Annotated in this window: 27 protein-coding genes; 10 read left to right on the forward strand and 17 right to left on the reverse strand. The window is 62.4% G+C overall.

Going from position 1 to position 25,796, the window contains the following annotated elements:
* The 3 genes from HCZ87_RS00940 to HCZ87_RS00950 all read left to right on the forward strand — a co-directional run.
* A partial coding sequence (locus HCZ87_RS00940) for a carboxymuconolactone decarboxylase family protein (RefSeq protein WP_368484063.1) occupies positions 1–344 on the forward strand: 344 nt, incomplete at its 5' end.
* Complete coding sequence (locus HCZ87_RS00945) at positions 337–1,212, forward strand: amidohydrolase (RefSeq protein WP_167641891.1); 876 nt, start codon at positions 337–339, stop codon at positions 1,210–1,212. The genes HCZ87_RS00940 and HCZ87_RS00945, both read left to right, overlap by 8 nt.
* Position 1,213: 1 nt before the next feature.
* Complete coding sequence (locus tag HCZ87_RS00950; protein ID WP_167641892.1) at positions 1,214–2,014, forward strand: SDR family NAD(P)-dependent oxidoreductase; 801 nt, start codon at positions 1,214–1,216, stop codon at positions 2,012–2,014.
* A gap of 98 nt (positions 2,015–2,112) precedes the next feature.
* Here HCZ87_RS00950 and HCZ87_RS00955 read toward each other — a convergent pair whose 3' ends face one another.
* Positions 2,113–3,093 carry a tripartite tricarboxylate transporter substrate binding protein gene (locus HCZ87_RS00955; protein ID WP_167641893.1) on the reverse strand — a complete coding sequence of 327 codons (981 nt, stop codon included), beginning with the start codon at positions 3,091–3,093 and terminating at the stop codon, positions 2,113–2,115.
* A 282-nt stretch (positions 3,094–3,375) separates the two neighbouring features.
* On the opposite strand from HCZ87_RS00955, the gene HCZ87_RS00960 reads away from it, so the two are divergent.
* The 6 genes from HCZ87_RS00960 (at position 3,376) to HCZ87_RS00985 (ending at position 8,443) form a co-directional block, all read left to right on the forward strand.
* Positions 3,376–4,101, forward strand: coding sequence for an alpha/beta fold hydrolase (locus HCZ87_RS00960; protein WP_167641894.1), 726 nt, complete (start codon positions 3,376–3,378; stop codon positions 4,099–4,101).
* A complete protein-coding gene (locus tag HCZ87_RS00965; RefSeq protein ID WP_167641895.1) occupies positions 4,098–4,787 on the forward strand; it encodes a substrate-binding domain-containing protein in 690 nt (229 codons plus the stop codon). Before HCZ87_RS00960 ends, HCZ87_RS00965 begins: the two co-directional genes overlap by 4 nt.
* Before the next feature lie 213 nt (positions 4,788–5,000).
* Positions 5,001–5,585, forward strand: a complete 585-nt coding sequence (locus HCZ87_RS00970) for a cysteine hydrolase family protein (protein ID WP_167641896.1) — start codon at positions 5,001–5,003, stop codon at positions 5,583–5,585.
* Positions 5,586–5,643: 58 nt separating this feature from the next.
* Positions 5,644–6,651, forward strand: coding sequence for a TRAP transporter substrate-binding protein (locus HCZ87_RS00975; RefSeq protein WP_167641897.1), 1,008 nt, complete (start codon positions 5,644–5,646; stop codon positions 6,649–6,651).
* Between the two features lie 2 nt (positions 6,652–6,653).
* Positions 6,654–7,157, forward strand: coding sequence for a TRAP transporter small permease (locus HCZ87_RS00980; protein WP_167641898.1), 504 nt, complete (start codon positions 6,654–6,656; stop codon positions 7,155–7,157).
* The gene (locus HCZ87_RS00985) at positions 7,154–8,443 is read left to right on the forward strand and encodes a TRAP transporter large permease (protein ID WP_167641899.1); all 1,290 of its coding nucleotides are present in this window, start codon (positions 7,154–7,156) and stop codon (positions 8,441–8,443) included. Before HCZ87_RS00980 ends, HCZ87_RS00985 begins: the two co-directional genes overlap by 4 nt.
* 271 nt (positions 8,444–8,714) lie before the next feature.
* Here HCZ87_RS00985 and HCZ87_RS00990 read toward each other — a convergent pair whose 3' ends face one another.
* The 3 genes from HCZ87_RS00990 to HCZ87_RS01000 are packed head-to-tail and all read right to left on the reverse strand — an operon-like array spanning position 8,715 to position 11,269.
* Positions 8,715–9,206, reverse strand: coding sequence for a flavin reductase family protein (locus HCZ87_RS00990; RefSeq protein WP_167641900.1), 492 nt, complete (start codon positions 9,204–9,206; stop codon positions 8,715–8,717).
* On the reverse strand, positions 9,206–10,438 hold the full coding sequence (locus HCZ87_RS00995) for a styrene monooxygenase/indole monooxygenase family protein (RefSeq protein ID WP_167641901.1): 1,233 nt from the start codon (positions 10,436–10,438) through the stop codon (positions 9,206–9,208). The genes HCZ87_RS00990 and HCZ87_RS00995 overlap by 1 nt, the downstream gene beginning before the upstream one ends.
* A 54-nt stretch (positions 10,439–10,492) precedes the next feature.
* Complete coding sequence (locus tag HCZ87_RS01000) at positions 10,493–11,269, reverse strand: SDR family oxidoreductase (RefSeq protein ID WP_167641902.1); 777 nt, start codon at positions 11,267–11,269, stop codon at positions 10,493–10,495.
* A 139-nt stretch (positions 11,270–11,408) separates the two neighbouring features.
* On the opposite strand from HCZ87_RS01000, the gene HCZ87_RS01005 reads away from it, so the two are divergent.
* Positions 11,409–12,437: an AraC family transcriptional regulator gene (locus HCZ87_RS01005; protein WP_167641903.1), complete on the forward strand. Its 1,029-nt coding sequence runs from the start codon at positions 11,409–11,411 to the stop codon at positions 12,435–12,437.
* 51 nt (positions 12,438–12,488) lie between these two features.
* On the opposite strand, the gene HCZ87_RS01010 is transcribed toward HCZ87_RS01005, so the two are convergent.
* From HCZ87_RS01010 to HCZ87_RS01070, 13 genes are all read right to left on the reverse strand, one after another.
* Positions 12,489–12,959, reverse strand: coding sequence for a MarR family winged helix-turn-helix transcriptional regulator (locus tag HCZ87_RS01010; RefSeq protein ID WP_368484064.1), 471 nt, complete (start codon positions 12,957–12,959; stop codon positions 12,489–12,491).
* 59 nt (positions 12,960–13,018) lie between these two features.
* A complete protein-coding gene (locus HCZ87_RS01015) occupies positions 13,019–13,834 on the reverse strand; it encodes an ABC transporter ATP-binding protein (RefSeq protein WP_167641905.1) in 816 nt (271 codons plus the stop codon).
* Positions 13,831–14,685 carry an ABC transporter ATP-binding protein gene (locus HCZ87_RS01020; protein WP_167641906.1) on the reverse strand — a complete coding sequence of 285 codons (855 nt, stop codon included), beginning with the start codon at positions 14,683–14,685 and terminating at the stop codon, positions 13,831–13,833. Before HCZ87_RS01020 ends, HCZ87_RS01015 begins: the two co-directional genes overlap by 4 nt.
* Positions 14,682–15,539: an ABC transporter permease gene (locus HCZ87_RS01025; protein ID WP_167641907.1), complete on the reverse strand. Its 858-nt coding sequence runs from the start codon at positions 15,537–15,539 to the stop codon at positions 14,682–14,684. The genes HCZ87_RS01020 and HCZ87_RS01025 overlap by 4 nt, the downstream gene beginning before the upstream one ends.
* Positions 15,532–16,539: an ABC transporter permease gene (locus tag HCZ87_RS01030; RefSeq protein WP_167641908.1), complete on the reverse strand. Its 1,008-nt coding sequence runs from the start codon at positions 16,537–16,539 to the stop codon at positions 15,532–15,534. Before HCZ87_RS01030 ends, HCZ87_RS01025 begins: the two co-directional genes overlap by 8 nt.
* 49 nt (positions 16,540–16,588) lie before the next feature.
* Positions 16,589–18,121, reverse strand: coding sequence for an ABC transporter substrate-binding protein (locus tag HCZ87_RS01035; protein ID WP_167641909.1), 1,533 nt, complete (start codon positions 18,119–18,121; stop codon positions 16,589–16,591).
* Between the two features lie 80 nt (positions 18,122–18,201).
* Positions 18,202–19,734 (reverse strand): NAD(P)/FAD-dependent oxidoreductase, encoded by a 1,533-nt coding sequence (locus HCZ87_RS01040; protein ID WP_167641910.1) that lies wholly within the window; start codon positions 19,732–19,734, stop codon positions 18,202–18,204.
* A gap of 118 nt (positions 19,735–19,852) precedes the next feature.
* Positions 19,853–21,412: an NAD(P)/FAD-dependent oxidoreductase gene (locus HCZ87_RS01045; RefSeq protein WP_167641911.1), complete on the reverse strand. Its 1,560-nt coding sequence runs from the start codon at positions 21,410–21,412 to the stop codon at positions 19,853–19,855.
* Between the two features lie 4 nt (positions 21,413–21,416).
* Positions 21,417–22,208, reverse strand: a complete 792-nt coding sequence (locus tag HCZ87_RS01050) for a cyclase family protein (protein WP_167641912.1) — start codon at positions 22,206–22,208, stop codon at positions 21,417–21,419.
* A gap of 554 nt (positions 22,209–22,762) precedes the next feature.
* A complete protein-coding gene (locus HCZ87_RS01055; protein WP_167641913.1) occupies positions 22,763–23,287 on the reverse strand; it encodes a DUF1269 domain-containing protein in 525 nt (174 codons plus the stop codon).
* A gap of 139 nt (positions 23,288–23,426) precedes the next feature.
* Positions 23,427–24,209: a 3-hydroxybutyrate dehydrogenase gene (locus HCZ87_RS01060; protein WP_167641914.1), complete on the reverse strand. Its 783-nt coding sequence runs from the start codon at positions 24,207–24,209 to the stop codon at positions 23,427–23,429.
* Positions 24,206–24,835, reverse strand: coding sequence for a cytochrome b/b6 domain-containing protein (locus HCZ87_RS01065; RefSeq protein ID WP_167641915.1), 630 nt, complete (start codon positions 24,833–24,835; stop codon positions 24,206–24,208). Before HCZ87_RS01065 ends, HCZ87_RS01060 begins: the two co-directional genes overlap by 4 nt.
* 6 nt (positions 24,836–24,841) lie before the next feature.
* Positions 24,842–25,588: an acetoacetate decarboxylase gene (locus HCZ87_RS01070; protein ID WP_167641916.1), complete on the reverse strand. Its 747-nt coding sequence runs from the start codon at positions 25,586–25,588 to the stop codon at positions 24,842–24,844.
* Positions 25,589–25,796: the final 208 nt, after the last annotated feature.

The raw sequence follows: 25,796 nt of genomic DNA on the forward strand, positions 1-25,796 counted from the left end.
TGACGGGTCGGGTGTTCGGCTCGGAATACGAATGGCAGATCCACAAGGGGCACGCGCTGAAGGCCGGCCTTTCCCCCAAGATCATCGAGGAAATCCGGCAAAACCGTCGCCCCGACTTCGATGATCCGGCGAAGGCCGTGGTCTATGACGTCTCGCGGGCCGCGCATGAAACACGCAACGTCGATGACGCGCTCTATGCGCGCGCGACCGAGGTTCTGGGCGAGCAGGCGCTCGTCGATCTGGTGGGCATGCTTGGCTATTACACGCTGATTTCGCTGACCATCAACATCTTCAAAGTGCCCCCGATGGGGGACAACCCGGCGCCGGAGCTTGCCGATGACTGAACGTCCCCTGACCTGGAAACGAGACCCGCGAACGACCCTCGCACAACTGCCAAAAGGCGCGACGGATTGCCATTGCCACGTCTTCGGCCCCCGCGATCGGTTTCCCTATTCCGAGGTCAACAGCTACAAGCCCGCCGACGCGCCAAAAGAAGCGCTGTTCGCGCTGCACGACCAGATGGGGATCGACCGCTGCGTGATCGTGCAATCCGCAGTGCATGGGAATGACAACACAGTGGTCGTCGATGCCATGCAGGCCCGCCCGGGGCGCTATCTGGGCATTGCGCTGGCGCCTGCGGATGCCAGCGACGCGACATTGGACATGCTGGCGGGGCAAGGCTTTCGTGGCATGCGGTTCAACTACATGGCGCATCTCGCGCCGGGCGCCAGCCCCGACGAGCTTCGCGCCCTCGCACCACGTCTTGCCGACAGGGGCATGCATCTTCAGGTGCATATGGGGTCTGACCTGATCGAGGAGCTGTCGCCGCTGCTGGCCGATCTGCGCGTGACTGTGGTCGTTGATCACTTCGGTCGCGTGGATGCCTCGCTTGGGGTCAACCAGCCGTCGTTCCAGGCGTTGCTGCGCCTGCTCGATCATGAAAACCTGTGGTGCAAGGTGTCGGGCTGCGAACGCGCCTCACGCCAGGCGCCGCCCTATGCGGATGCGGTAGAATTTGCGCGCACCATCGTCGCACGCTTTGGCGACCGCGTGGTCTGGGGCACGGACTGGCCGCACCCGAATTTCCGAACCGACCCACCGGACGACGGAGACCTGTTCGACCTGCTTCCGCAGATCGCGCCCGATGCGCGCGCGCTTCAGGCGCTGATGGTCGATAACCCGACAAACCTTTATCGCTTCGAGGAGAGCTGACATGACCGGACGTTTGGAAGGCAAAATCGCAATCGTGACCGGGGCCGGCTGTGTCGGGCCGGGCTGGGGCAATGGCCGCGCCACCTGTGTGCGCTTCGCGGAAGAAGGCGCCAAGATCTTTGCCGTCGATCTGCGCGCCGACACGATGGAAGAAACGCTTGAGCGGGTGCGTGCCGTCGGGGGTGAGATCGAACCCTACCTCTGCGACGTGACCGACAGCGCGGCGGTCGAGGCGATGGTTGCCGCCTGTATCGACAGGTTTGGCACCGTCGACATCCTCGTCAACAACGTTGGCGGGTCCGCGAAGGGCGGCCCGACCGATCTGGACGAAGCAGGCTGGGACCGGCAGATGGCGTTCAATCTCAAGAGCGTCTACCTGACCTGCCGCGCGGTACTGCCGCATATGGCAGAGAAGGGTGCCGGGGCAATCGTCAACACCTCGTCGACCTCGGGCACCCGCTTCACCGGCTCGCCGCAGATCGCCTATGCCTCGGCCAAGGCCGCGATCATCCATTTCTCCAAGGTGACAGCGGTGGAATTCGCGCCCAAGGGGGTCCGGGTCAATACCGTGGTCCCCGGTCAGCTCCACACGCCGATGGTCGAGACCCGGCTGGCAGGCCAGCGCACTGGGGGCGATGTGGACGCATTGCTGCAATCGCGCGTCCGGCGGATTCCGCTGGGCTGGATGGGCGATGGCCGCGACACTGCGAATGCCGCGCTTTTCCTCTGCTCGGACGAGGCACGGTTCGTGACCGGCACAGAAATCGTGGTCGATGGCGGCATGAGCGCGCGCTGCGACTGATATGCGCAGGCCCTGGGCCGCAGGAAAAAGCGTGCACAGGAGCGCACAGGGGCCGGGATGGGCATCGCCCACCCCGGCCGGAAAGACATCGGGCGCGGTTACTTGATCCCGGCCGCCTTGAGCCCCTTCACGGCGAGGGCATCCAGTTTCCTGGCGAAGGCTTCATACTCGTCCGGCCCAAGGAAGCGCGGCGCGACGCCTGCCATCGCCTCGTACTGCTTAAACTCTGGCGAGTTCACGGCCTCTTGCAGGCCCGCGGCCAGTTTCTGCTTGATTTCGTCCGGGACACCCGCTGGGGCGACGAGGCCGCGGATCTGCTGCCAATCGGTATCAACGTCATAGCCCATCTCGGAATAGGTGGGCGCGTCGGGCAAGGAGGGGTTGCGCTGGTCCGCCAGCACACCGAGCACACGGACCCGGCCCGCCTCGACAAATTCACGCAGGGACCCTGCGTTGGCGGATCCGACATCCACATGCCCGCCCAGCACATTGGTGATCGTGTCCGCCGTCTTGTTGTAGCTGACCCAGTTGATGTCGATCCCGGCCGCATTGGTGGCCAGTTCCGACGCCACGTTCGAAACCGACCCGATGGAGCCAAAGCCACCGACATTTGGCACCTCGCCAGACGCCTTCACGTCGGCGACAAAGTCGTCAAAGGTCTGATAGGGGCTGTCTGCCGACACGAACAGCATATAGCTGTCCTGTTGCAGCATGGCGATCCAGTCGAAATCCTCGATGGTGAAGAGGCCTTCGAGGTTGGTCTTCATGGCGGTGAACTGGGTCAACGTGTTGACGCCCAGCGTGTAGCCGTCGGGCTTTGCCGCCTTGACGATGGTCATCTGGGTGGCGCTGCCTCCGCCTGGCTTGTTGATCACTACCACCTCCTGGCCAAAGACCGGCTCTGCCGCGCGCGCAAGGCTGCGCGCCAGGATGTCGGTCGGGCCGCCCGGGCCGTTCGGGATGACGATTTCGATGGCCTTGCTCGGCCAGGTCGCGGCGTCTTCGGCGCTTGCAGCGCCCGTGACGAGGATGAGACTTGCGGCAAAGGACACACCGCGCAGCAAGAACTGAAGGCTCATTGAGCTTCTCCCTGTTTTTGTATGAAGTTATTTGTTTATTGATTGCATACATTAGCCTGATGAAAGCCTGTCATTAGTGAAGTGCACTTCAGGTTATGGCAGGGCAAACAGATCGTGCGGCCTGAATTTAGCAAGATTCATTGCCTGATAATGACCTTTGTTCCATAATTTTCAGGACTCTTCTGAGGCGTCATTGTTGCATTATGTATGCACGTCAAGACTGCCTCATGTGCTGCAAAAGGTGGTCCGCGGATCGCCGGGAAAGATATAGGGAGAAACGATATGCAATCCGATAAGGAAGGTCGCGCCTTTGTACTTGTCCACGGGGCCGGACATGGTGGCTGGATGTGGCGCAAGGTCAGGGATCAGTTGCACGCCAAAGGTCACCGCGTCTTTACCCCGACTCTGACCGGGCTTGGCGAACGCTCGCATCTGATGAGCGGCGATATCACCCTGCAAACCCATATCGACGACGTGGTGAATGTCTTCAAATGGGAAGACCTGACCGATGCAGTGCTGGTCGGGCATTCCTATGCGGGCTGGGTTGTGACCGGCGCGATGGAGCAACTTGAAGACCGGGTTTCGGGTCTCGTCTACCTTGATGCCTTCCTGCCGGACGATGGTCAGCGCGGCATGGATTTCCTGAACGAGCAACAGACCGCCGCCTTTGAAGAGGCTCAGGCCAAGGGTGAGGTGTCGCGTCCGGGGCCGAATTCCAAGGCGCTGCGTATCCAGTCCGAAGAAGACGCGGCATGGGTCGACTCGAAGATCACCCAGCAACCGATTGGCGTATCCCTGCAAGCGCTGGAGCTGACCGGGGCGCGGGACCGGGTTGCCAGGAAGCTCTATGTGCGGGCGCCGCTGTTTCCGCAACCCCGCTTCGACGCGGCGCTGGAACGCTGCGAGGCGGATGACAGCTGGGACACCATTGTCATGGAGAACTGCGGGCACGATCCGATGATCGACGATCCCGACGCCGTGGTGACCATGCTTGAGGCCATGCTTTGAGCCAGCCAGCCACGAGTGTTCTGGCGCCGGCGGCATTTGCGTCGGCACTGAACGCATTGGCCCCGGAGATGGAAGGGGTCACATTCATCTACGGCCCGGCCACGGGGGCCACGCCAGAGAGCATCACCAGCCGATTGCAGGCTGGGGAACAATTCGATCTTGTCCTCCTGCCCGAAGCGCTGGTGCAGGCGGAACTGTCGGTCGGGCGCCTTGTTGGCGCGCCCGCGCGGGTCTTTGCCTCGACCGTGGCATTCTGCGTGCCGGAAGGGGCCGCATGCCCGGACCTGTCCACCGAGGCGGAATTGAGCAAGGCCCTGCGCGCCGCCGCCACGATTGGCCTGTCGGCGGCCGGAAGCGGCAAGTTCTTCCGGGACGTGCTTTTGCCCGCCCTGGGGCTGGCAGAGGCTGTTTCGGCAAAGCTGCATACGATCACCGACCGCCCGGTCGGGCGTGCCGTGGCCGAGGGGCAGGTTGCGCTTGGCTTTCAGCAGAAGGCAGAGCTTCTGGAGGTGGAGGGGCTCACGGTGATCGACGATCTGGCCGACATCGCCCGCAATGACACCTGGATTGCGGTCGCGCGGCGCCCGGGTAGCGACGCCGTGGCGGCCAAGACCCTCGTTGACCACATCCGTTCTGCCTCCGCGCGGCAGAGTCTGCTGGCGCACGGGCTGACACCCGCAAACTGACCCGCTGGGGGTGGTGCTGCGGGCCTTTTCGACCGCCGAAATCGACCAAACGTTATCTCATGACTAACTTATCGGTGCTGCCTCAATGAATTGACACCATCTATTCTGGCATCACCACACACACAATACGCAACAATGTGCGATTGATCGCACATCTGAAAGCGCGGTCTGGCCGGCCAATTCTGCCGCAGGTCTTCGCGCAGGGGGGGACATATGAAATCCGCACTGATCATCCTGGATATGCAAAACGAGCTGATCCATCCGCAGGGCAAGGTCGGGCGAAACGGCTTTGCCGAGACGGCGGCAGAGCTGAACCTGGTGCAAAAAACAGCCGGGGTCGCGCAGGCGTTTCGGGACAAGAACCTGCCTGTCATCTTTGTGAATGTGGGGTTTGAAAAGGGATATGTCGATGCAATCAGCAAACAATCCCGGCTGGCGCATCTGAAGGAGACAGGCGCGCTGGTGATCGGCGAGTTCGGCACCGAGTTCCCCGAGGAGCTGGCACCGCAGGAGGGCGATCTGGTGGTGACCAAACGGGCGGTTAACCCGTTTCACAACACCAACCTGCTCAACTGGCTGACGGCCAACAAGGTCGAGCGCATCGTTCTGGCCGGGGTCTACACCCATATGGTGGTCGACAGCACCGCGCGCCACGGCGACGATTCCGGGCTTTTTGTGACGGTGCTGGAGGATTGCTGCGCTTCGCCCGACATGGAGCTGCATCGGATCGAATGCGAAAAGATCCTGCCGCTGTTTGGCACGGTGACCCGATCAGAGGACTTCCTGAAGACGCTCTAGGCGCGGGGGGACCTGCCACAAAATCACATAATTTCATTGTTCATAGGGAGGAGAAACCATGAAAATGAACACGTTCGCAGGTGCGGCGGCATTTGCCATATGCGGTCTGGCTGCCGGTTTGAGCCATGCCGCCGAGTATACCATCCGGGTCGGCAACTGGAACCCGAACCCCCACCATGCGGTGGTCAAGGCGCTTGAGGAATGGGCCGCGACGATCGAAGAGGAGTCGAACGGTCGGATCGACGTGTCCATTGACAAGGCGATCATCGGCAAGCCCGCAGGGCAATATGACCTGATCCGTCAGGGCGTGGTGCAGGCAGGTTGGGGTGTGCTCGCCTGGACGCCGGGGCGCTTCGAGCTGAGCCAGGTTGTTGAACTGCCGTTCCTGTCGCCCAACGGCGAGGAGGGCAGCCGCAAGATCACCGAAATCTGGCAAGAGCACTTCGCGGATCAGGAATTCACCGATACCAAGCTCCTGGCGCTGCATGTCCATGCGCCGGGCGCCCTGCATACCAAGGTCAAGATCGGCACGCTCGACGACCTCAAGGGCCAGAAGATCCGCACGCTTGGATCGGGCGTGGAATGGGCCGAGGCTCTGGGCGCCACGGCCGTGGTGATGCCTGCGAGCAAGGCGCATGAGGCGCTGGCGCGGGGCGTGGCCGACGGGATTCTGTTTCCTTTTGATGCCATTCAATCCTACCGGCTGGAAGAGATCCTGCCTTATCACCTCGAAGTGCCGAACGGGCTTTATACGATCACCTTCTTCTTTGCGATGAACAAGCGCTTCTATGACTCCTTGCCCGACGATCTGAAAGCTGTGATCGACGCCAATTCCGGTCCTGACCTCGCGGCCAACATCGGCCGCCACTGGGACGAAGCCGCCGCAGTGACCCGCCAGGCGCTGGTCGATGACCCGGGCCATGATGTCGCCACGGCGGATGCGGCCATGATGGAAGAGCTGAAGGCACGCTCTGCCGATGTTTTCCAGGCCTGGAAGGACATCGCCACCGCGAAGGGCGTCGATGCCGAAGCGATCCTGAGCGAGTTCCCGGCGTCGGGACATTGACAATGACAGCCCTGTTCAAGCTCATTGAACGGTTCCGCCAGATCACCGTCGCCTTTGCGGCGGTGGTCATGGCGGGGCTGGCCTGCCTGGTCTTCGTCGATGTGACCGGCAGATACGTCTTTTCCGCGCCGCTGCCCGGGACCGTTGAACTGATCGAGGGCTTCATGGCCATCGTCATGTTCGGCGCCCTGGCCGAGGCAACCCGGCACCGCGAGCATATTCGCCTTGATTTCCTGTTGGTGAAGTCGCGCGGGCGCGCGAGGCAACTGCTGGAGATGCTGAGCGATCTGGCAGTGCTGCTGCTGGTGCTGGGCGCGACCTGGGGCGTATTCGAGCGCACCCTGTCGCTCTATGAGTCTGGCGATCTGACACCCATTCTGGATCTGCCCCTTTACATGATGGCCGCGCTTGCGCTGCTGACCTTGCTGGTCGCCTGCATCGTTGCCGTTCTGGTTCTCGTCCGCGGTGTGGGCAATGGCCGGCAAGACGGAGATTACCTGCCATGAGCGAGCTGGAAGTTACGGCCCTGGTTATCGGGCTGCTGTTGTCGATGATGCTGCTCAGCGTGCCTATCGGCGCGGCCATGGCGCTCTCGGCCTTCTCCGGGATCATGATCCTCTACGGATCGGGCACCGCCTTTTTCATGGTTGGCGAGGTCGCCATGGAGGTGGGATTCAACTACGAACTCTGCATCATCCCGCTGTTCATTCTGATGGGCAACCTGGCGACAAAGGCGGGCATGTCGGCCGATCTCTACCAGGGCTGCGCCCGGCTGTTTGGCGGTGTGCGGGGCGCGCTGGCCATGGCCACGATCCTGGCATGTGGCTGCTTTGCCGCTGTTTCAGGGTCATCGCTTGCCACCGCAACGGCGCTGGGGCGGGTCTCGCTGCCGGAGATGAAGCGCAACAATTACAGCGACGCGCTCGCCACTGGCTGCGTTGCTGCGGGCGGCACCATCGGCGTCTTGATCCCGCCGTCGATCATCCTGGTGATCTATGGCGTGCTCACCGAAACCTCGATCACCGATCTCTTTGTTGCGGCGGTCATACCCGGGCTGATGCAGATCGTGATCTATGCCGCGACGATTGCCGTGATCGTTCGGCTCTGGCCCGGTTCTGCGGGCAATGGTCAGCCAACGAACCTGCGAGAAAAGCTGGCCGCCCTGCCCCAGATTTCCAGCATGTTCATCCTTTTTGCGCTGATCATCGGCGGACTCTATCTCGGGATCTTCACGCCGACCGAGGCGGCGGGCTTTGGGGTGATCTTTGCGCTGGCCATCGGCCTGTTGCGGCGATCAATCACCCTGTCGGAGATGGTCGAGGCGGTCTATTCGACCATCCGGACAACCGGCATGATCGCCCTGATCATTTTCGGCGCCTTCCTGCTGATCAACTTCTTCGTTCTGACCCGCGCCAACATCGCGATTGCCGATTACATCCTGTCTCTGGACGCCTCGCCAACCCTGGTGTTGCTGATCATCCTGCTGACCTATCTGATCCTGGGGTGTTTCCTCGACAGCATCGGTATGGTTTTGCTGACTGTTCCGGTGATTTTTCCGATCATCACCGGGCTGGGTTATGATCCGGTCTGGTTCGGCATCGTCCTGGTGATTGTGGTGGAAACAGGTATGATCACACCGCCCCTCGGCATCAACGTCTTTGCGATCAAATCCATCGCGCCGGATATTCCGCTCGGCACGATCTTCAAGGGCGTAATGCCGTTCTGGGGCGCGGATCTGATCAGGCTCGCCTTGCTTGTGATGTTTCCGGCCCTCACATTGATGCTGCTGTAAGAGCACAATTGTAAGCGCAAAGGCACCTTGTTGCCCGCGATCCTGGGGTCGCGGGCATGATCGCCCACCCGGCCAGAAAATCCACAACCTCCTGTTAGGACAACGGGCAACGCAGGTGCCACCGCACCGCATGAAGGGTGACTCACCCGGCAGGGCCGTCCCCAAAACTAGGGGACCGCCAAACCGATCAATTCATGCATCAGCCCCATTTCCGCCGGGCAAGAGCTGCGCGGCGGAACCGAGACCGGGGGCCGCGATCGGGCCGTCCGTCTCAGACGACGGCCGCAAGCCGGTGAAACCGGGATTTGGCGTAAATCAACGCCTCGCCCTCCTTTGCGGTGACATGTTCGATCTGTCCGAAAAAGACCTGATGGCTGCCGTTCTCCGTCGAACTTGCAACCTTGCATGAAATCGAGGCAAGCGCGTCCAGATGTTGCGGCAGGCCGGTCGGGCCTTCGCCCCAACTCGCGTCGTCGAACTTGGCCAGCCCAGTCAGGCCGCCCGCCCCGGCAAAGGCCATCGCCAGATCGGCCTGTTCCTCGGTCAGCAACTGCACCGAGAATCGTCCGGTGGCCAAAATCTGGGCGCAGGTGCCGGTTTTGCGGTTCACGCAAACCAGCAGCGTCGGCGGGCTGTCGGTGACCGAGCAGACAGCGGTGGCCGTGATGCCGCGCCGCAAGTCGCCGCTGCCGGTGGTGATCAGAGTGACGGCCCCGGGAAACAGGGCCATCGTCTGGCGAAATGTCGCAATGTCGACGGCCATTACGCAGCTTCCAGCGAGGTGAGGTAATCGTTGGCGGCGCTTTCGTCGGCAAACCACGGGAAGAAGTCGCGCGGATCGTCAAAGCCGTTGGTGATGCGCTTGGCCAGACCGGGCAGAACCTGCGCCGCGCCCATGATGTTCAACACAAACGGCGGCGGGGGCAGCAGCATCATGTTGGTCCAACGCACGACCCATTGGGCGTAGTCCCAGAACTGGTCGAATGTGGCCTGCATGAAAGCCTCGTCGAACGGCCGGTCGCCGTGCTCGAGGATCGCGGACAGATAAACCGCCGCCGCCTTGCCGGCGTTGTTGGCCCCCTGCCCGGTGATCGGATCGTTCAGACAAACAGCATCACCGAGCCCCAGCACCTTTGCCCCCGACGGAAGCGTGCCGATCGGTTTGCGCACTGTCGGAGGGAAGCGGCCAGCAAGCATGCCGTTCGCATCCGTCAGCTCGATGTTCTGGCAGCGCGCGGCTTCCCAAGGCAGGAATTTTTCAAGCAGGCCCTTTGAGGTCGCGAGGTGATCTGACGGGGTCTTGACCTCTTTCCAGCAATCCATGGGCCCGCCGGGCACCCCTTCAAACACCATGATTTCACAGGGGCCCGATTTGGTGAGCGCAGGAAAGACGAAATATTCGCCGACACCGGGGATCAGGTTGAAGCTGACGGCAGAATATTCCTCGCGCGGTGTCATGCCATGGACGTAGGTCAACGCCAGCGCGCGTTGCGGCGCGTCAAAGGGCGACCGTTCGGCATCGCGCTCAAACAGCTTGCCCACCTCGCCCTTGCCCGATGCCACGATAACCAGATCCGATGTGCGGGCGTCGGCCTCCATGGAGGCGATATCGGCGGTGGCAATCACCAGTTCGCCACCAAGCCGGGTGAACTCCTCGATCCAGCGCGGCATTTTCAGGCGCTGGTCCACCGATTGGGCCGGCTTGTCCAGACGCGCCGCCCACTCCAGGGCCTTCGCCCCGGCCTGCTCGGGATGCGGAACCGAGAAGGAGATGCCCTCGACGGGGGGGCAGGTGTCGCCCCAGAATTCGATGCCCAGGGCACGCTCATGCTCAAGCGTTGCATTGAACTGGCATTGCGAGGACAGCACTTTGCCGTCCGCGATCTGCTCGGGCGTGCGGTCCTGAACCATTTTGACGCGGTATCCCTTGGCAAGCAGTCCGATGCCCAGTTGCAGGCCGGACTGGCCGCCACCGATGATGGTGATCTTTCTCATTGTTTTTTCTCCCTGTTTATCTTGAAAAAGCCGTGCGTGTCGGGGGTGGCCCCGTCAGTCCATCAGACGCGGGATTGCGGGTTCGGCACGTTCCGGGCCCATCGCCGTGTAGCCGCCATCGACACAGACATCGGTGCCGGTCACAAAGCTTGCCTCGTCCGAGCACAGAAAGATGATGGTGTTCGCAACTTCCTCGGGGTCACCAACACGGGGCAGCAGGTGAAAATCGGCGCCGACGCGGTCTGTCTTTTCGCGGTCACCGCCGGTGAGCTCATCCATGATGTTCGACCAGGTCCAGCCGGGCGACACCGCATTGACGCGAATACCGTCGGGGGCCAGATCCATCGCCTGGTTGCGGGTCAATTGCAGGATCGCGGCCTTGGACACCGGGTAAAGCCATCGCCCAGTCTGCGCGACCCGCGCCGAGATCGACCCGAAATTGACGATCGCGCCGCGGTTTTTCTTCAGCTCTTCGCGGGCGGCCTGCATCAACATGACCGAGCCGACCAGGTTGACGTCGAGCGCCTCCAACCATTCGGCGCGGGTGCTTTCGGCCCCGTTGTCGAGATAGGTCGCAGCCACGTTCACCAGAAAATCGACCCGACCGAACCTTTTCTTGGCTTCCTCCACCATGCGGGCGACATCGGCGTCTGAGCGCAAGTTCGCCTCGACAAAGGCAACGCCCTCGCCCTCAAGCTTGCGTCCCGCGTCGGCATTGATGTCGGCGATCAGAACGCGGACGCCATGCGATCTGAAGGCTTTGACAACGGCGACGCCAATCTTTGTCGCGCCTCCGGGTATGATTGCCACTTTTCCGTCAAGTCCGCGCATTCTGACCTCCCGCCGCTGAGTTGTTTTGACCAACTCAATAGGAGAGAGGCGCCTCAGCCGTCGCTATCCAGCAAGCGCAATCAAAATCCGGATTGCGCAGGAAAGTGTTTTAAGTTAAAAATATCTGATGAGCTGGGCTGTGAGCCACCTTAAAAACAAGGCCATTCCGGGCGTCGACTGTGCCGGCGTACCCCTGTCATCCTGCGCTTTGTTTGAAACCCGCGACCTCGATGACGCACGCGAACGCGTCGCGCGGGTCTATTGCGATCATCGGCTCGACCTGATCGGACAGGGCTCTGTTCTTGCCCGTCACAACCGTTTGCCAGGGGCAACGCTTTCGATCAATTTCATGGAATACGGTGCCAAGAGCCTGATCGTGCCGGGGGCGCTGGACACCTTCTACCTTTTCCAGTTTCCACTCAACGGTTTCGCCACCGTCACCAATGGCGCTGATACCTATACCATCGGCAGTGGCCGTGGCGGTGTGCTGAACCCCGATGTGGAAACCAGCATGATCTGGGAAGCCGATTGTGCGCAACTGCTGGTGCAGATCGACAGCAGGACGCTGAACCGGCTGGCCCGGCGGCATTTTGGCCTGCCAGAGGAGAGGATCGTTCACTTCAAAGGCACCGGAGATCTGAGTACCGGCAAGGGGCGCAGCGTGCTGGAGCTGTTGCTCTATATCATTCGCGAGGCGGAGTTGGGCAATGTGGTGATCGGCACCGAGACCATGCTGGCCCGACAGCTGGAAGAGACCCTGATCCTAGGTCTGCTCGAATATATGCCGAATTCGCTCCATGGGGATGAGACTCGCGCGGGGCGGGGCCGTGGACCAGCGCCGCGACTGGTGCGGCAGGCCGAAAGCTATATGGAAGCTCATCTGACCGACTCAGTGACCGTTTCCGAAATATGCGAGGCGGTGGGCACGAGCCTGCGCTCGCTTCAAACCGCATTCAGGCTGCATCGTGACCGCACACCACTTGAGGTTTTGCGCGACATGCGTCTCGAACGGGCGTGGATTGATCTTAGCAATCCGACTTCGGAGACGCGTGTCACCGACGTCGCAACGGAGTGGGGCTTTTTTCACCTCGGTCGCTTTGCCGAGCAATATCGGCGCAAGTTCGGATGCACGCCGGTTGAAACCCTGCGTCAGGCGCTCGACCAATAAGAGCTGCGCGCCTTCGGTATGCAAGCCGTCAGAGCACCTGCCGCGGGCCGATCAGGAATTGTGGTGGCGAATGTCGATCATGATGGAAATGGCACGGAAGGCGTCCGCTTCCGAGACGCATCCCATGTATTCGTGCACCCACTCGCGGTGCTTCTGGGTCATCTCGTCCATCAAGGTGCGCCCCTTGGGAGTGATACGGACCAGGAACGCCCGGCGGTCTGTTTCAACGTTGGTGCGCTCCAGCAGCCCCTCGCCCACCAGTTTTTCGACAACACCGGTGACGTTGCCGTTGGAGACAACCAGATGCCGCGACAGCTGGCTCATCTTCAACCCTTCGGGCATGCCATAGAGTGTGGCCAGCACATCGAACCTGGGCAGCGTTGTTCCGAACTCTTCACGCAGCCGTTCACGCAGCAGGCCCTCGATCGAGCGCACCGCCTTGAGCATCTGCAACCAAAGCCGCAGATGCTGGGTGTCCAAGCCACTTTCTGCGACCGGCGACTTCGATGCATGTTTGGCCACGTTTCGCCCCCTCTTTTCGTCGGTTGCTTCGTATCCCAAATGTCCGGCGCTTGGTAGTCTCAGGTCAACCATTCGGCATCGGGTTTCGGCAGGGGAACCGCGGCGATTAGTTTGCGGGTTTCGGCGGCCGAGGGCGCATCGAATATCTGTGCCACAGGTCCGCTTTCGACGATCCGACCGTGGTTCAGGACAATCAGGTCATCACAAAGGTGGCGGATGACACTCAGGTCGTGGCTGATAAAGGCCACCGTCAGGTTCATGTCCCGCGCCAGGTCCTGCAACAGGGTCAGCACCGTGGCCTGCGAGGACACATCCAACCCCGAGACAATCTCGTCCGCCAGAATGAACTGAGGGTTCAGGGCAATGGCGCGGGCAATCCCGACGCGCTGCCGCTGACCGCCGGACAACTGGTGCGCAAAGCGGTCGGCGAATGCGGCCCCAAGGTGCACCCGCTCCAGCGCCGCGCAGGCTGCGGCACGGCTGGCGTCCAGACCGTAGCGGCGCAGAGGCCAGGCGATCAGCTGCCAGATTTTCTGCCGTGGGTTCAGCGATGACATCGGATCCTGAAAGATCATTTGCAGGTCCTGTCGCAGCGGCTTCAGCTGCGCCTCGTCCAGCGGGGCCAGATCGACGGGTCTGTCGCCACCCGCCCAGATAATCTGCCCGGCATCGGGCCGCACCAACCGAACCAGCGCGCGCCCCAGCGTCGATTTGCCCGATCCGCTTTCGCCGACAATACCGGTGATTCGCCCCTTTGGCAGCTCCAGCGTCACGCCGTGCAGAATGGTCTTGCGCGGCACCGGTCCAAACAGGCGCCGCGCGCCGTGATCGGGATAGGACACGGTAAGATCGCGGACAGAGATCAAGGCCGTCATCGGGTTTGCTCCTGCATGAGGTCCGCGATCACCTCGGGCGGCACCGGCGCAAACGGCGCATCGCTGCGCGTCCAGTCCGGCGTGGCCCGGATCAGCGCGCGGGAATAGGCATGGCCCTGCCCGGCTCCGGCAAAAAGCGCCTCTGTGTCGATGTGCTCGACAACGCGCCCGCCGAACAACACCGTGACCCGCTGGCTGATCTGGGCCACGACACCCATGTCGTGGGTCACGAACAAAACAGTGGTGCCCGTTTCCTGCTGCAATCCCCGAATGATCCTGAGAATTTCGCGCTGCACGGTGGCATCGAGCGCCGTCGTCGGCTCATCCGCGACGATCAGCTTTGGCTCGGTGGCAAAGGCCGCTGCGATCAGCACACGCTGGCGCATCCCGCCCGACAGCTCATGAGGATAGCTTTTCAGAACCCGCGCCACATCGCGGATATGGACCTGTTCCAGAAGATCAGCGGCACGGGCCAGCGCCTTGCGTCTGGGCCAGCCGTGAATGCGCACCATCGCATCTGTCATCTGGGCCGCGATCGGGCGCACCGGGTTCAGCGCGGTCAGCGGATCCTGCGGGATCAATGAAACATGGCGCGCCACTTCTCGCCGCCTGACGGATGCGGGGAGCTGGTCCAGCGCCTGCCCCAGCACCGTGATCCTCCCGGTCTGACGCAGGCCCGCGGGCAGAATGCCCAGAACCGCCTTGCCAAGCATCGACTTGCCCGCCCCGCTTTCACCAACCAGTGCGCGCACCTCTCCGGGCTCGACGCGCAGATCAACGGTGTTCAGTACCTTGAGATCATTCGGCAAGCGCACCGACAGGTTCGAGATTTCCAGCACCGGCGCGCTCATGTCTGCACCGGATCGAAATGGCGCTTCAGCCCTTCGCCCAATTGACTGAAGCTGAGAACGGTCAGGAACAGCGTTAGCAGCGGGAAGGTCAGCACCCACCAGGCAAAATAGATCGACGCCCGCCCCTCTGCGATCATCCCGCCCCATGTCGGCGCATCCGAGGACAGCGACAGGTTCACAAAGCTCAGGATCGCCTCGACGATAACAGCGATACCCATTTCAAGGCTGAGCAGGGCAATGATGGCGGGCAGGACATTGGGCAGGACTTCATGGCGCAACACGCTCAGCTTGCTGGCTCCCCCGATCACTGCGCTGTCGATGTAATCCATCCGGGCCTGCACCAGTGTTTCGGCCCGCACGACCCGCACAAAGCGGGTCCAGTCGATCAGCGCAATCGCGGCGATAACCGACCCGAGCCCGGTCCCCAGCACCGCCACCAGCAGCACGGCGAACAGCACAGGGGGAAAGGCCATCCAGATCTCGACCAGGCGGCTGATGCACTTGTCCCACCAACCGCCAAAGAACCCTGCCAAAAGCCCAAGACCCGACCCCACGAGACCCGCCAAAAGGGCCGCCGTCGCTGCCACGATCAACGCGATCCTTGCGCCATAGATCAAGCGCGACAGCACATCGCGGCCCAGATCATCCGTCCCCAGCCAATAGCCTGGCTCCGATCCGGCGATCCATGCCGGCGGCAAGCGCCCCAGCATCAGATCCTGCGCCAGCGGATCATGCGGCGCGATCCATGGCGCAAAAACAGCCGCAATTCCCACCAGCGTCAGCCAGCACAGCGGCACCCAAAGCCGCAGGTTCGGCGCCCGGACAACGGCGCGAGGGGCAGAGATATCAACCATGTCGCAACCTCGGATTCAGCAGGCCATAGGTCAGATCGACGGCCAGATTGATGACGATGAACAACAGCGCAAACAACAACACGATGCCCTGGATCAGCGGCAGATCGCGGTTGATCACCGCCTCGATGGCCATGTTGCCAAGGCCCTCGTAGGCAAACAGCCGCTCGACGATCACTGTGCCGCCGATCAGAAATGTGAACTGCACCCCGATCAGCGTGAGGGTCGGCAGGGCGGCATTGCGCAGGGCTTCCGAGACGATCACGCGAGTTTCGGACAGGCCGCGCACCCGGGCCAGCTGGGTGTAGTCCAGATGCAGCTCGGCCTTCAGCGATTGCTTGAGCACCTGCGCAATCATCGCCGCGAGCGGAAGCGAAAGGGCCAGCGCGGGCATGAGCATATGCGCCAGCACGTCCTGCACCAGGCGCCATTGGCCGCGCAGAAGCCCCTCGATTATGTAGAAATTCGTCGAAAGATCCACCGCAAGCCGGGGATCGACCCGGCCAGAAATTTGCAGGACCGGCCAGAGAACGCCGAACAGCAGGATCAGCAGCAGCCCCCAGAGGAAATCCGGCACCGAGAGGCCGACTCCCACCCCCAGATCGACGCCCAGCTCCGGGCTGCGCCCGCGAAACCGCGCGCCGACAACCGCGCCGAGCCCGCCCAGGGCCACGGCCAGCAGCAGCGCCATCAGTGCCAGCTCCAACGTGGCGGGCAAACGCTCCAGCACCAGCTCCGCCACGGGCTGGCGCATGATGATCGAGGTGCCGAAGTCCCCCTGCGCCACCGCCTTGAGCCAGATGACAAACTGCTCCGGCAGGCTCTTGTCGAACCCGTAGAGCGCCTCGAGCCGGGCGATATCGGCCGCCGTTGCGCCCGGGGGCAGCATCATGGCAATCGGGTTACCGGGTGCCACGCGGATCAGCGTGAACACCACCACAGCCACCCCAAAGAGGGTGATCGCAACGGCAATCAGCCGTGAGATGATGGATCGAAGCAGCATGACCGTCCCTTCTGTTGCTGCGGCGGCGCAAAGACCGCCGCGCCTGGCATTACGCCTTGGGACGGATCTGCTGCGGCAGCAGATCACCCGAGGTATAGGGCGTGAGGTCCAGCGTATCGCGGTACACGATGGGCATGACGTATTGCAGCAGCGGGATGACATATCCCTCTTGCGCAATCAGGCGCGAGGCGGCCTTGTAGCCTTCGATCCGGGCGTCCTCGTCGGTCTCGCCAAATAGCGGGCCGATGGCGTCGATCACGTCCTGGCTGTCCCAGACCGAATGCGGCGAGGGGCCGAACATCGCGTAGCCTGTGGATGTTGACGGATCCCCGATCGCATTGCCCCAATTGTAGAACGCCGCCGGCGCCAGCTCATCTGCCGCGCGCAGGTCAAAGTGTTTGGCGATGTCGTAGACTTCGATCTCGGCCTCGATGCCCACCTTGCGCCACATGCCGACGATGGCCTGCACCATTTCGTAATCCTTGGGCTTGAAACCGCGCGTGGTCTGGATCTTGAAGCGCACCGGATTGTCGGTGTCATAGCCTGAGTCCGCCAGCAGCTTGACCGACAGCTCCGGGTCGTAGGCGACGGTGATCGAGGGATCGTAGGCCGCATAGCCCGGTGCCTCAAGGGTGGAGATCGGCACGCCATAGCCGCGCAGCAGGCGGTCGATGATCAACTGCTTGTCGATGGCATGATGCGCGGCAAGCCGCACGTTGCGATCAGTCATGACCTCGATATCGTTCAGGAAAATCATCCCGATATCGGTGATCGGAATGGCCACGCCCGTCAGCCCCGGCTTGGCGATCAGCCGGTCGTATTCCTCGTAGGGGATGTTCAGGGTCACATCGGCATTGCCGCTTTCAATCTCCGCAACGCGGCTGGTCACGTCGGTCACAAACTTGATCGTCACGGTCTCAAACCCGGGGGCCTCGCCCCAGTAGTGCGGGTTGGCTTTCAGCCGGACAAACGCGCCGCGCTCGAACGCGTCAACCATATAGGGGCCGGTGCCGATCGGCGCCGCCTCGAACCCGTCGGCGCCGACGGACTCGTAGTAATCCTTGGGCAAGACAAAGCCGGTCAGGAAGGCCATCCATTTGAACAGTGCCGGCTCGAACGACAGCACATCGGCGGTGATGGTCTGGCCATCCACGCGGTAGTTGCCGATCTTTTCCCAGACGAAGGAAATCGGGTTGCCCGTCTCGGGGTTGGCAGCGCGTTCCAGCGACCAGACGATATCGGCGGGGGTCATCGGATCGCCGTTCTGCCATTTGACCCCTTCGCGCACCGTCATGGTCACGGTGCTTCGATCCTCCGAAAACCCCCAGTCGGTCAGCAAGCCGGGGCCAAAGCTCAGATCGGGGTTTTGCGCGATGTAGCGGTCATAGACCGCAAGATAGATCGCCTGCAAAACCGGGTTGACTGCAACCTGTCCGATCGTCGGGTCCCAGGCTTGAACGGGAATGTTGTAGGCAATGGTCAGGTCGGTGGCGGATTGCGCAAGCACCTGTGTTCCCGGAAGTGTTGCCAGCGCGGCGAATGCGCCGCTGGCTCCGATGAAATCTCGTCTGTTCAGCGTCATGGTTCAGTGACCTCTCTGTTGTTGCCCGGCGTTTTTCGCCGTAGCACTATTGCCGCGCGGCTCTTTTGGCCGCTTGCGTTTCAGATTTCGCGTGCCGCCCGCCAGCCGGAGGCGGCCCCCGTGCCTGCTCCGGGCCATGTGGCCGCCCCGATCAGGCGCAGCCCGCGCACTGGCGTGCGCCCGTCGGGATAGCCGCGCACGGGTCGAAACAGGAAATTCTGCGTCAGCGCGTGTGATCCGCAAATCTGGTCACCGCCGACCAGGTTCGGGTTCTCCGCCTCCAGCTCCAGCGGGCTGACGACATGGCGGGCAAGGATGCAGTCTTGCAGCCCCGGCGCATGGTCTGCGATCATCGCAAGGGCGCGATCAGCGTAAGGCTCTGCGGCATCGGCCCAATCGGTGGCGTTGATCTGCCCGGCGGCATCGCCGGAAATCATGCCCGGCACCATGCGCACCTGTATCCAGGCAATGTGCTGGCCCTCCGGTGCGCGACCGGTGTCAAACAGGCTGGGCTGGCCAATGACCAGAACCGGCCGCTCGGGCAGCAGGCCCGCGCGGGCCTGCGCATGAACCAGCGCCATGTCATCCATCGACCGGCCAATGTGTACATAGGCAAAATCGCCAAGCGTCTGTTCGGCCCACGGGATCGGCGTCGACAGCGCCAGATGGATCATCATCGTGCCCGGCGCATGGGTGAAAGTCTGCAACCCGACGTCAAAGCGCGCGTCGTCGGTCTTGCCCAGCAGCCTCGCGAGGTGGCGCGGCGCGAGCGTTGCCAAAACGTGGTCCGCCTTGTGGGTTTCCCCGGCAACCACCCCGGTCACCCGACCTGCGCTATGAGTGATCGCCGTAACCTCCTGTCCGCAAAGGACAGTACCGCCGTGCTCTTGGATCAGCGCAACAAGCGCATCGGTCAGCCGACCGGCGCCCCCCTTGCCGATCACCATCCCCATGGTCGAGCCCGCCATGCCTTCAAGGTAGGGAAAGATCGCGCCGCCCGCCGCATCTGGTGAGAAATCCAGATGCATTCCCCAACTGGCGAGTGCCGTCTTCAAGGTCGGGTCTTCAAAGGTCGCATCCAAAAAGCTGCGGGGCGTGGAAAGCAGCAACTGGATCAGCTCCAGCAGACCCTCCGTGCCCAGCTTGCGCCATGCCCGCCATAGCCATCGTGTCAGTGCAGGCAGGCTCATGGGACCAGAGAGCAATCCGCCCAACAGCTCCGCCCGCGTGCCGAAACCCAGCGCCAAGGCTTGCCATGCGGCACGGTCAGCGGGCGAAAGCTGCGCCATGAGAGCGGCAGGGTCCGTGCTGACCTCCAGAGCGGTGCCGGGGGTCGTGACCTGTGCAAACGGCGTGGAAATAGGGACCAGTTCAAACCCGTGCCTGGCCAGCTTTTCACCATGAGCGGCCATGAAGGCCGATCCCGCAAACAGCGAAAGGTTCATCGCGGCGACATCGTGCCGAAACCCCGGCAAGGTCAGCTCTTCGGTGCGCACGGCGCCGCCCGGCCGATCAAGCCGCTCCAGCACAAGCGGGCTCTTGCCACGGATCGCCAGATCGGCGGCAGCCACAAGGCCATTGATCCCGGCCCCGATGACAATGGGGCGGCTCATGCGGGCGCACCGGCAGTGGTGCCGACCCCGCCGGCCCTTCCGGTGTGCGCTTGCCTTGCAAAGGATCGTTGGGCCATTGAGATATACCTGTGGTTCGTGTGCACGCCTCTGTGGCGGTTCAGCTCAGTTCCTGCGCGACGAGAAAGCCGGAGCCACCCGACAACCCCGGGCCGGGATGTGTCGAAGCCCCGATCTGCCAAAGGCCCTTGATTCCGGTGTCGTGGCGGGTGCTGTCGGCAAGGGGCCAAAAGGCAAAGAACGGGTCCAGCGTGCAGGCCCCGCCGTAGGGGTCACCGCCAACAAGGTTTGCGTTCATGGCCTCCAGATCGGCGGGCGATATCGCGCGCCGCGCAACTGTCGCCTGTCGCAGGTTCGGGATGTGGCGGACCAGAATGTCTTCGATCCGGTCGGCGAAAGCCTCGCGCAGCTCTGGGGTCCAGGAGCCATCCGCGGGCGTGTCGATGTGCCCTGCGGCATCGCCTTTGACCACGCGCGGCGCGTCGGGCATCTGCAACCACAGGGTCGCGCAGCCTTCGGGCGCGCGGCTCGGGTCGGCGGCACAGGGCTGGCCCAGGCAGATCGTCGGAACCTCGGGCAGCATGCCGCGCTCCGCCTCGTTCGACGCATTGGACACACCGTCCAGACCCGGCGTCAGGTGCAAGAGCTGCACATCGTCCAACCCTTCGGTTGTCCAGGCTGGCAATTCGTTCAGCGCGTAGTGCAGTTGGAAATTCCCACGCCCGTAGCGATACTTGCGCAAATCGTCCTTCCGCTCGGGCGCATCGATCAGCCCATCGAAAAGCGCATGCGGCGTGACAGAGGCCAGAACGCCACCCGCCGCAATCTCTTCGCCGCTCAAAAGGGTCACACCCGTGGCGCGCCCGTTCTTCACGTTGATGCGGCCAACCTCGGCGCCGGTGCGCAGCGCACCGCCGTTTTCGGTGATGATCGCCGTCAGCGCACGCACGATGCCACTTGCCCCGCCTTTGATGATCGGCGCGCCAGCCGCCTCCAGCGCAAAGCCGATGACCTGCCCCATCTGGCCCGAAAACGCGGCTTCGGGTGGCAGACCGGCATGCAGACCCCAAGGCGCCCAAAGCGCGCGGTTCAGCTCGCTTTTAAATGATGACTCCAACCAGCCGCGCATCGGCTGCAACGCCTGCCCCATCCGCGCGGCCAGACCGCGCGCGCCGCGCCGCCAGGCTTCCTTGCCAAGCAAACGTGCCGTCTTCCCGCTCCAGGGCTCGCCGCCCATCAGGCCAAACATCAACCCGGCATCCGCCGCAAACCCGTCAAGGTCGCGCCCCAGCTGCGCGCCATCCCCGGCAAAGGCCGCGTTGAACGCCGCGACGTTGGCGGCACGGTTCATCGTGAACAGCTGCGCCCGACCATCGGGCAAGAGCACGCCGGTGGGCGTGTCCGTTGCACAAAATTCGACGCCATGCCGCGCCAGATCCTCGGCCAGCGCAGCATGCGCGCCACCCGTGACCCACAGAACGAATGTCGTGGCCAGCGGGTCGTAGATGTAGCCGGGGGCCAAAGTCTCGGTGCGGATGCACCCCCCGGCCTGATCTTCGCGCTCGAACAGGGTGACGCGCTTGCCTGCCTTGGCCAGCAACGCCCCCGCCGTCAGCGCATTGATCCCCGATCCGACAATGGCGTAGTCCAGCGCGGCCATGGGACTATGCCGGAACCAGAGCCAGCGCCCGAACCGGCGAGCCTGTGCCTTCGACGATCTTCAGCGGGTTGGCGATAAAGATCGCGCCTTTCGGCGGCAGCTTGTCGAGGTTGACCAGCGAGGCCAACCCGTAGCGGTTGTTCTTGTGCAGCAGATTATGCGCAGGGAACGGCACCGGGAAGGTCGCGGCCATGCCCGCATCGGTGCCAATGCACTGTGTCCCCCAACCCAGAGCCTGTTTTTCCATCAGGTATTCAATACAGCCCTGATCGGGGCCGGGCGTGTGGGGCATGCCTTCGCCATCGGCGTTCAGGAACTTGTCCTCGTCGGTGTTGAACTGGTCCCAATCGGTGCGCATCAGCACCCATTCACCCGCCTTGATCTCACCATGCTCGGCTTCCCATGCCTTCACCGCATCGGCGGTCAGCAGGAAGTCGTTGTCAGCCGCCGCCTCGGCCGCGCAATCAATGACATTCGCCGGAGCAACAAAAGCCTGCGGGTCGATCGTGTCGACGGAGCCGTCGGGGAAATCCTTGCCGGTGACCCAATGATGCGGCGCGTCATAGTGGGTGCCCGAATGTTCGCCCAGCTTTAGCCAGTTCCACGCCCACCAGGGGCCTGTGTCATTGTACTTGCTGATCGGGTGAATTTCGATCTTGGGCGTATCGACGGCCAGTTCGGGCGGCAGCTTCAGCAGCGGCGTGTCCGGGCCGAGAGGCGCCGCGCAATCGACGACGCGGATGGAACCGTCCAGCAAGGACGACGCGAGCTTGGCAAGTGTATCGGCGGAGGTCATTGGCAACTCCCTGTGCAGGTCTTGTTTTTCTTGATCTCAGCAAACGCCAATCAAAAATTTATTTCAAGCCTAAATCTTTTTACTTTTAGCAGGCCCCGCTGAGACCGATTCATCGATCCGTGAAGCCAGAATAAAAGAGCGGCTCTCACTCGGATGATTATGTGCGTTATCAGCACATTACCCCCGATTTTCAGGCTTTTTCGGCCCTTTTCACCAGCAGAAAACCCCGGGACCAGCGGCAGTTCCGCGCTATCCCTTAAACGCAATTCCAGTCCACAAAACGCAAAATTTTATTTTAGCATTGAACAAAAATATGCCCGCGGCCGAGCAAGGCCAGCGGGCGATCAGACGGCGGATCTGGCCGATGATGGGCGTCATCAAGGGGCTGGACTCAGCAATTTCAGAGGGTATCGCCCCCAGATGACGCAGGGTATAAGAGCCGTGACGGCCTGCGGCGCCCTCTCGTTTCACGGTTGCTCCTCATACCCCCATCGGTGCAGATTGGGGTGGGGCGGATCCGGGCTTCCGGGTTCGCCTTTGATTGTGATCCGCACTTAGGCCTGGTCTGGCGTTGACGCGTCAAGTTCGGCCTTGTGGGCCTCGTCAAACGCCCGGCGCAGGTGATTTTCGGCGTCGGTGTCGAGATTGGTGCGCAGCACCCGGCCGCCATGTTCGCCCAGCCGCTCGATGACCTTGTCCGACGCATTGGCGCGTACCATCATGAAGAGCGCGGCCTGACCCGGTTGCAGGACGCTGCCCACGTCTTTCATGAAATCGTCGTTGATGCCGTAGTCGCTCAACGCGCCGGACAGTGCCCCGGCCCCGGCGCCGACGGCGACCCCCAGCAGCGGGTTGAAGAACACCATCCCGATCAACAGGCCCCAGAAGGCCCCGCCCGCGGCCCCCGCGGTCCACATGTTGACCATCTGGTTGAGCTTGACGTTCCCGTCGGCGTCGGCAACAGCGACCACCGCGTCGGCAACATCGACCAGATATTCCGCTGACATTTTCATCAGATCGGTGCGGGCTTCTTCGGCTTTTTCGGGTGCGTCATACCCGATGACGATCAGTTCAGACATGTTGGTCTCCTTTTCAGTGTCTGCCTTGAATTCAGTTGCGTCTGTGTCGCCGCCGCCGGACCACAGGCGTATCGAGCGGCCCGGGCGGTCAGCAAAACATTGGTATTGCGTTGTTTTCTCTCTTCGATGGATCTTGCGCCTAGTTCATGTACCAGCCATGGCTGACCACCAGCGACTGACCGGTGAGCGCATTGGTCGGGAAGGCGGCAAAGACATGGGCCACTTCGGCGACGTCCTCGATGGTGGTGAATTCCTGGTCCACGGTCTCACCCAGCATAACCTTGTTGACGACCTCTTCTTCCGAGATGCCAAGATCGCGCGCCTGTTCGGGGATCTGTTTCTCCACCAGCGGGGTCTTGACGAAGCCGGGGCAGATCACATTGGCGCGGATGCCGTGCTTGGCGCCTTCCTTGGAGATCACGCGGGCGAGACCCAAAAGCCCGTGTTTGGCGGTCACATAGGCAGATTTCAGCGGGCTGGCTTCCTTGGAATGCACAGAGCCCATGAAGATGATCGCGCCCGATCCGGCCTTTTGCATATGCGGCATTACCGCCTTTGAGGTCAGGAAGGCCCCGTCGAGGTGGATGGACAGCAGTTTCTTCCATTCGTTGAACGGAAAGTCCTCGATCGGGTGCACGATCTGGATCCCGGCGTTGGAGACCAGCACGTCGATCTTGCCCCATTTCTCGATGACCGCTGCGACACCTGCGTTGACCTGCGCCTCGTCGGTGACGTTCATCTCGACCGCCATCGCCTCGCCCGGGCCTGTCGCGGTCAGCTCCTCGGCGGTTTTCTGGGCAGCGTCCAGTTTCAGATCGGCGATGACAACCTTGGCGCCATCAGCGATGTAGCGTTTGGCAATGCCGAGACCGATGCCGCTGGCGGAGCCGGTGATGATGCAGACTTTATCCTTGAGGGTCATTTCAAAGTTTCCTTCTGTTGCGCGCTGCGGAGAGACCACATGCTGCGCAGGTTGAAATCGGTGAACAGATGTTGGAGCACGGCAAGGCTCACGTGGCCGATCAGGTAGACCCAGGCGAGATTTGCCAGCGCTTGGTGAAGCCCCATGTCGAGGCTGATGAGACCGGGGGCGTCCGGGTTGCCGCCTCCGAAAAAGTAGAAGATCGTTCCGGTGCCCGACATCGCGGTGATCAGCAGGATGCCCAGCCCGTGCACTGCACTGGCCAAGGGGCTGTCATCGTCGTGCGCCGGCAGGCGCAGTTTGCACAGCGCCGCAAGATGCGCCTTGAGGTCGGTCCAGACCGCGGCACGCCGCCGGGCCGAGGCCCAGGGGAACAATAGCCCCGCCGGGGTGCCCCGTTTGCGGACGGTCAGCACGAGCCAGAAGAGCACGATCAGGCTGAAGGCGGCAAGCCCCCCGAATTCGTGGATCTCAAAGAGGAAATTGCCCGCAAAACCCGGTTTGGGATGTTCCATGCCAAGGCTGGCAAACAGGGCCGTCACAACCGCAAGCGCCATCCCGGCGTGGACCAGTCGCGTCGGCAGGCTATGCCGGGTGGTGACGATGGTTTGGCGTGTCGCGGACATGGCCCCTTACCCTTTCGGCTGAAGGTAATCGTGCACCACCTCGCCCAGCCCGAGGGTCAGGTCGGTCAGCAGGTGAACGGCAGAGACGACCTCCAGCACCGGCAGCTCGGCGACAGGGGCCAACGCGTGCTGGTGCAGTTCCAGCCCGGCCGGTCCCTCCCAGGCGCCTTTCAGCGTTACGTCCCGGGTGTAGTAGCGGACCAGTTCGCAAATACGGGGCGTGCAATCCACATGCGGAATGATTTTCAGCATGAAGTTCGGAGCATCAAATCCCTTGAGCACGGTGTCATGATCCAGCGCGCGGTGCTTGTAGCCCATCGTGCCCGTTGCCACCCGGACGGAGCCCACGTCCAGCGTGCCGACCAGCGTGTCTTTTTCGACCCGCAGCGCCGGATCGGCGAGCTTCTTGGGAAATCCCCAGATTTCGCGCCCGCCCGCGATCGGCGCATCGTCATTCAGAAACATCGAGTGCACATAGCCGCCCGCGACCCCGTCCAGTGTCACCGGGATCACCTGACCGCTTTCGGTATAATCGCCAAAGCCGGTGCTGTCGGGCATGCGGATGAATTCGTATTTCACCAGCGGCTCGCCGATCTGCAACGGCTCGGGCACCACGCGGCGCAGCGCCTCTGGATCGGTGCGATAGGTGATGGTCAGAAACTCGCGATCGACGAATTTATAGGGGCCCTTCGGATAGGAAGGGCTGGTGAGCGGCATCGCAAAAGCATTCGATATGACGTCGGCGTGTGTCATTTTACTGTTCCTTCAGAGCGGTTTCTTGCGGCGTTGAAGGATATCTAAACGCTCTCTTCTGCATGGACCTTTCGGCAAGCTTACAAGAACGACAACTTTGCAAGTCATTCTGCCCACAGCAAAAACCCGCCACCTGGGGTGACGGGTTCAGTGTTGCGGCAATGGCTTTATGGGCTGTCGGGCGCCTCACGACGCCATGCGGGGTGGT

This window comes from Phaeobacter sp. HF9A (assembly GCF_011806385.1).
GTDB lineage: Bacteria > Pseudomonadota > Alphaproteobacteria > Rhodobacterales > Rhodobacteraceae > Epibacterium.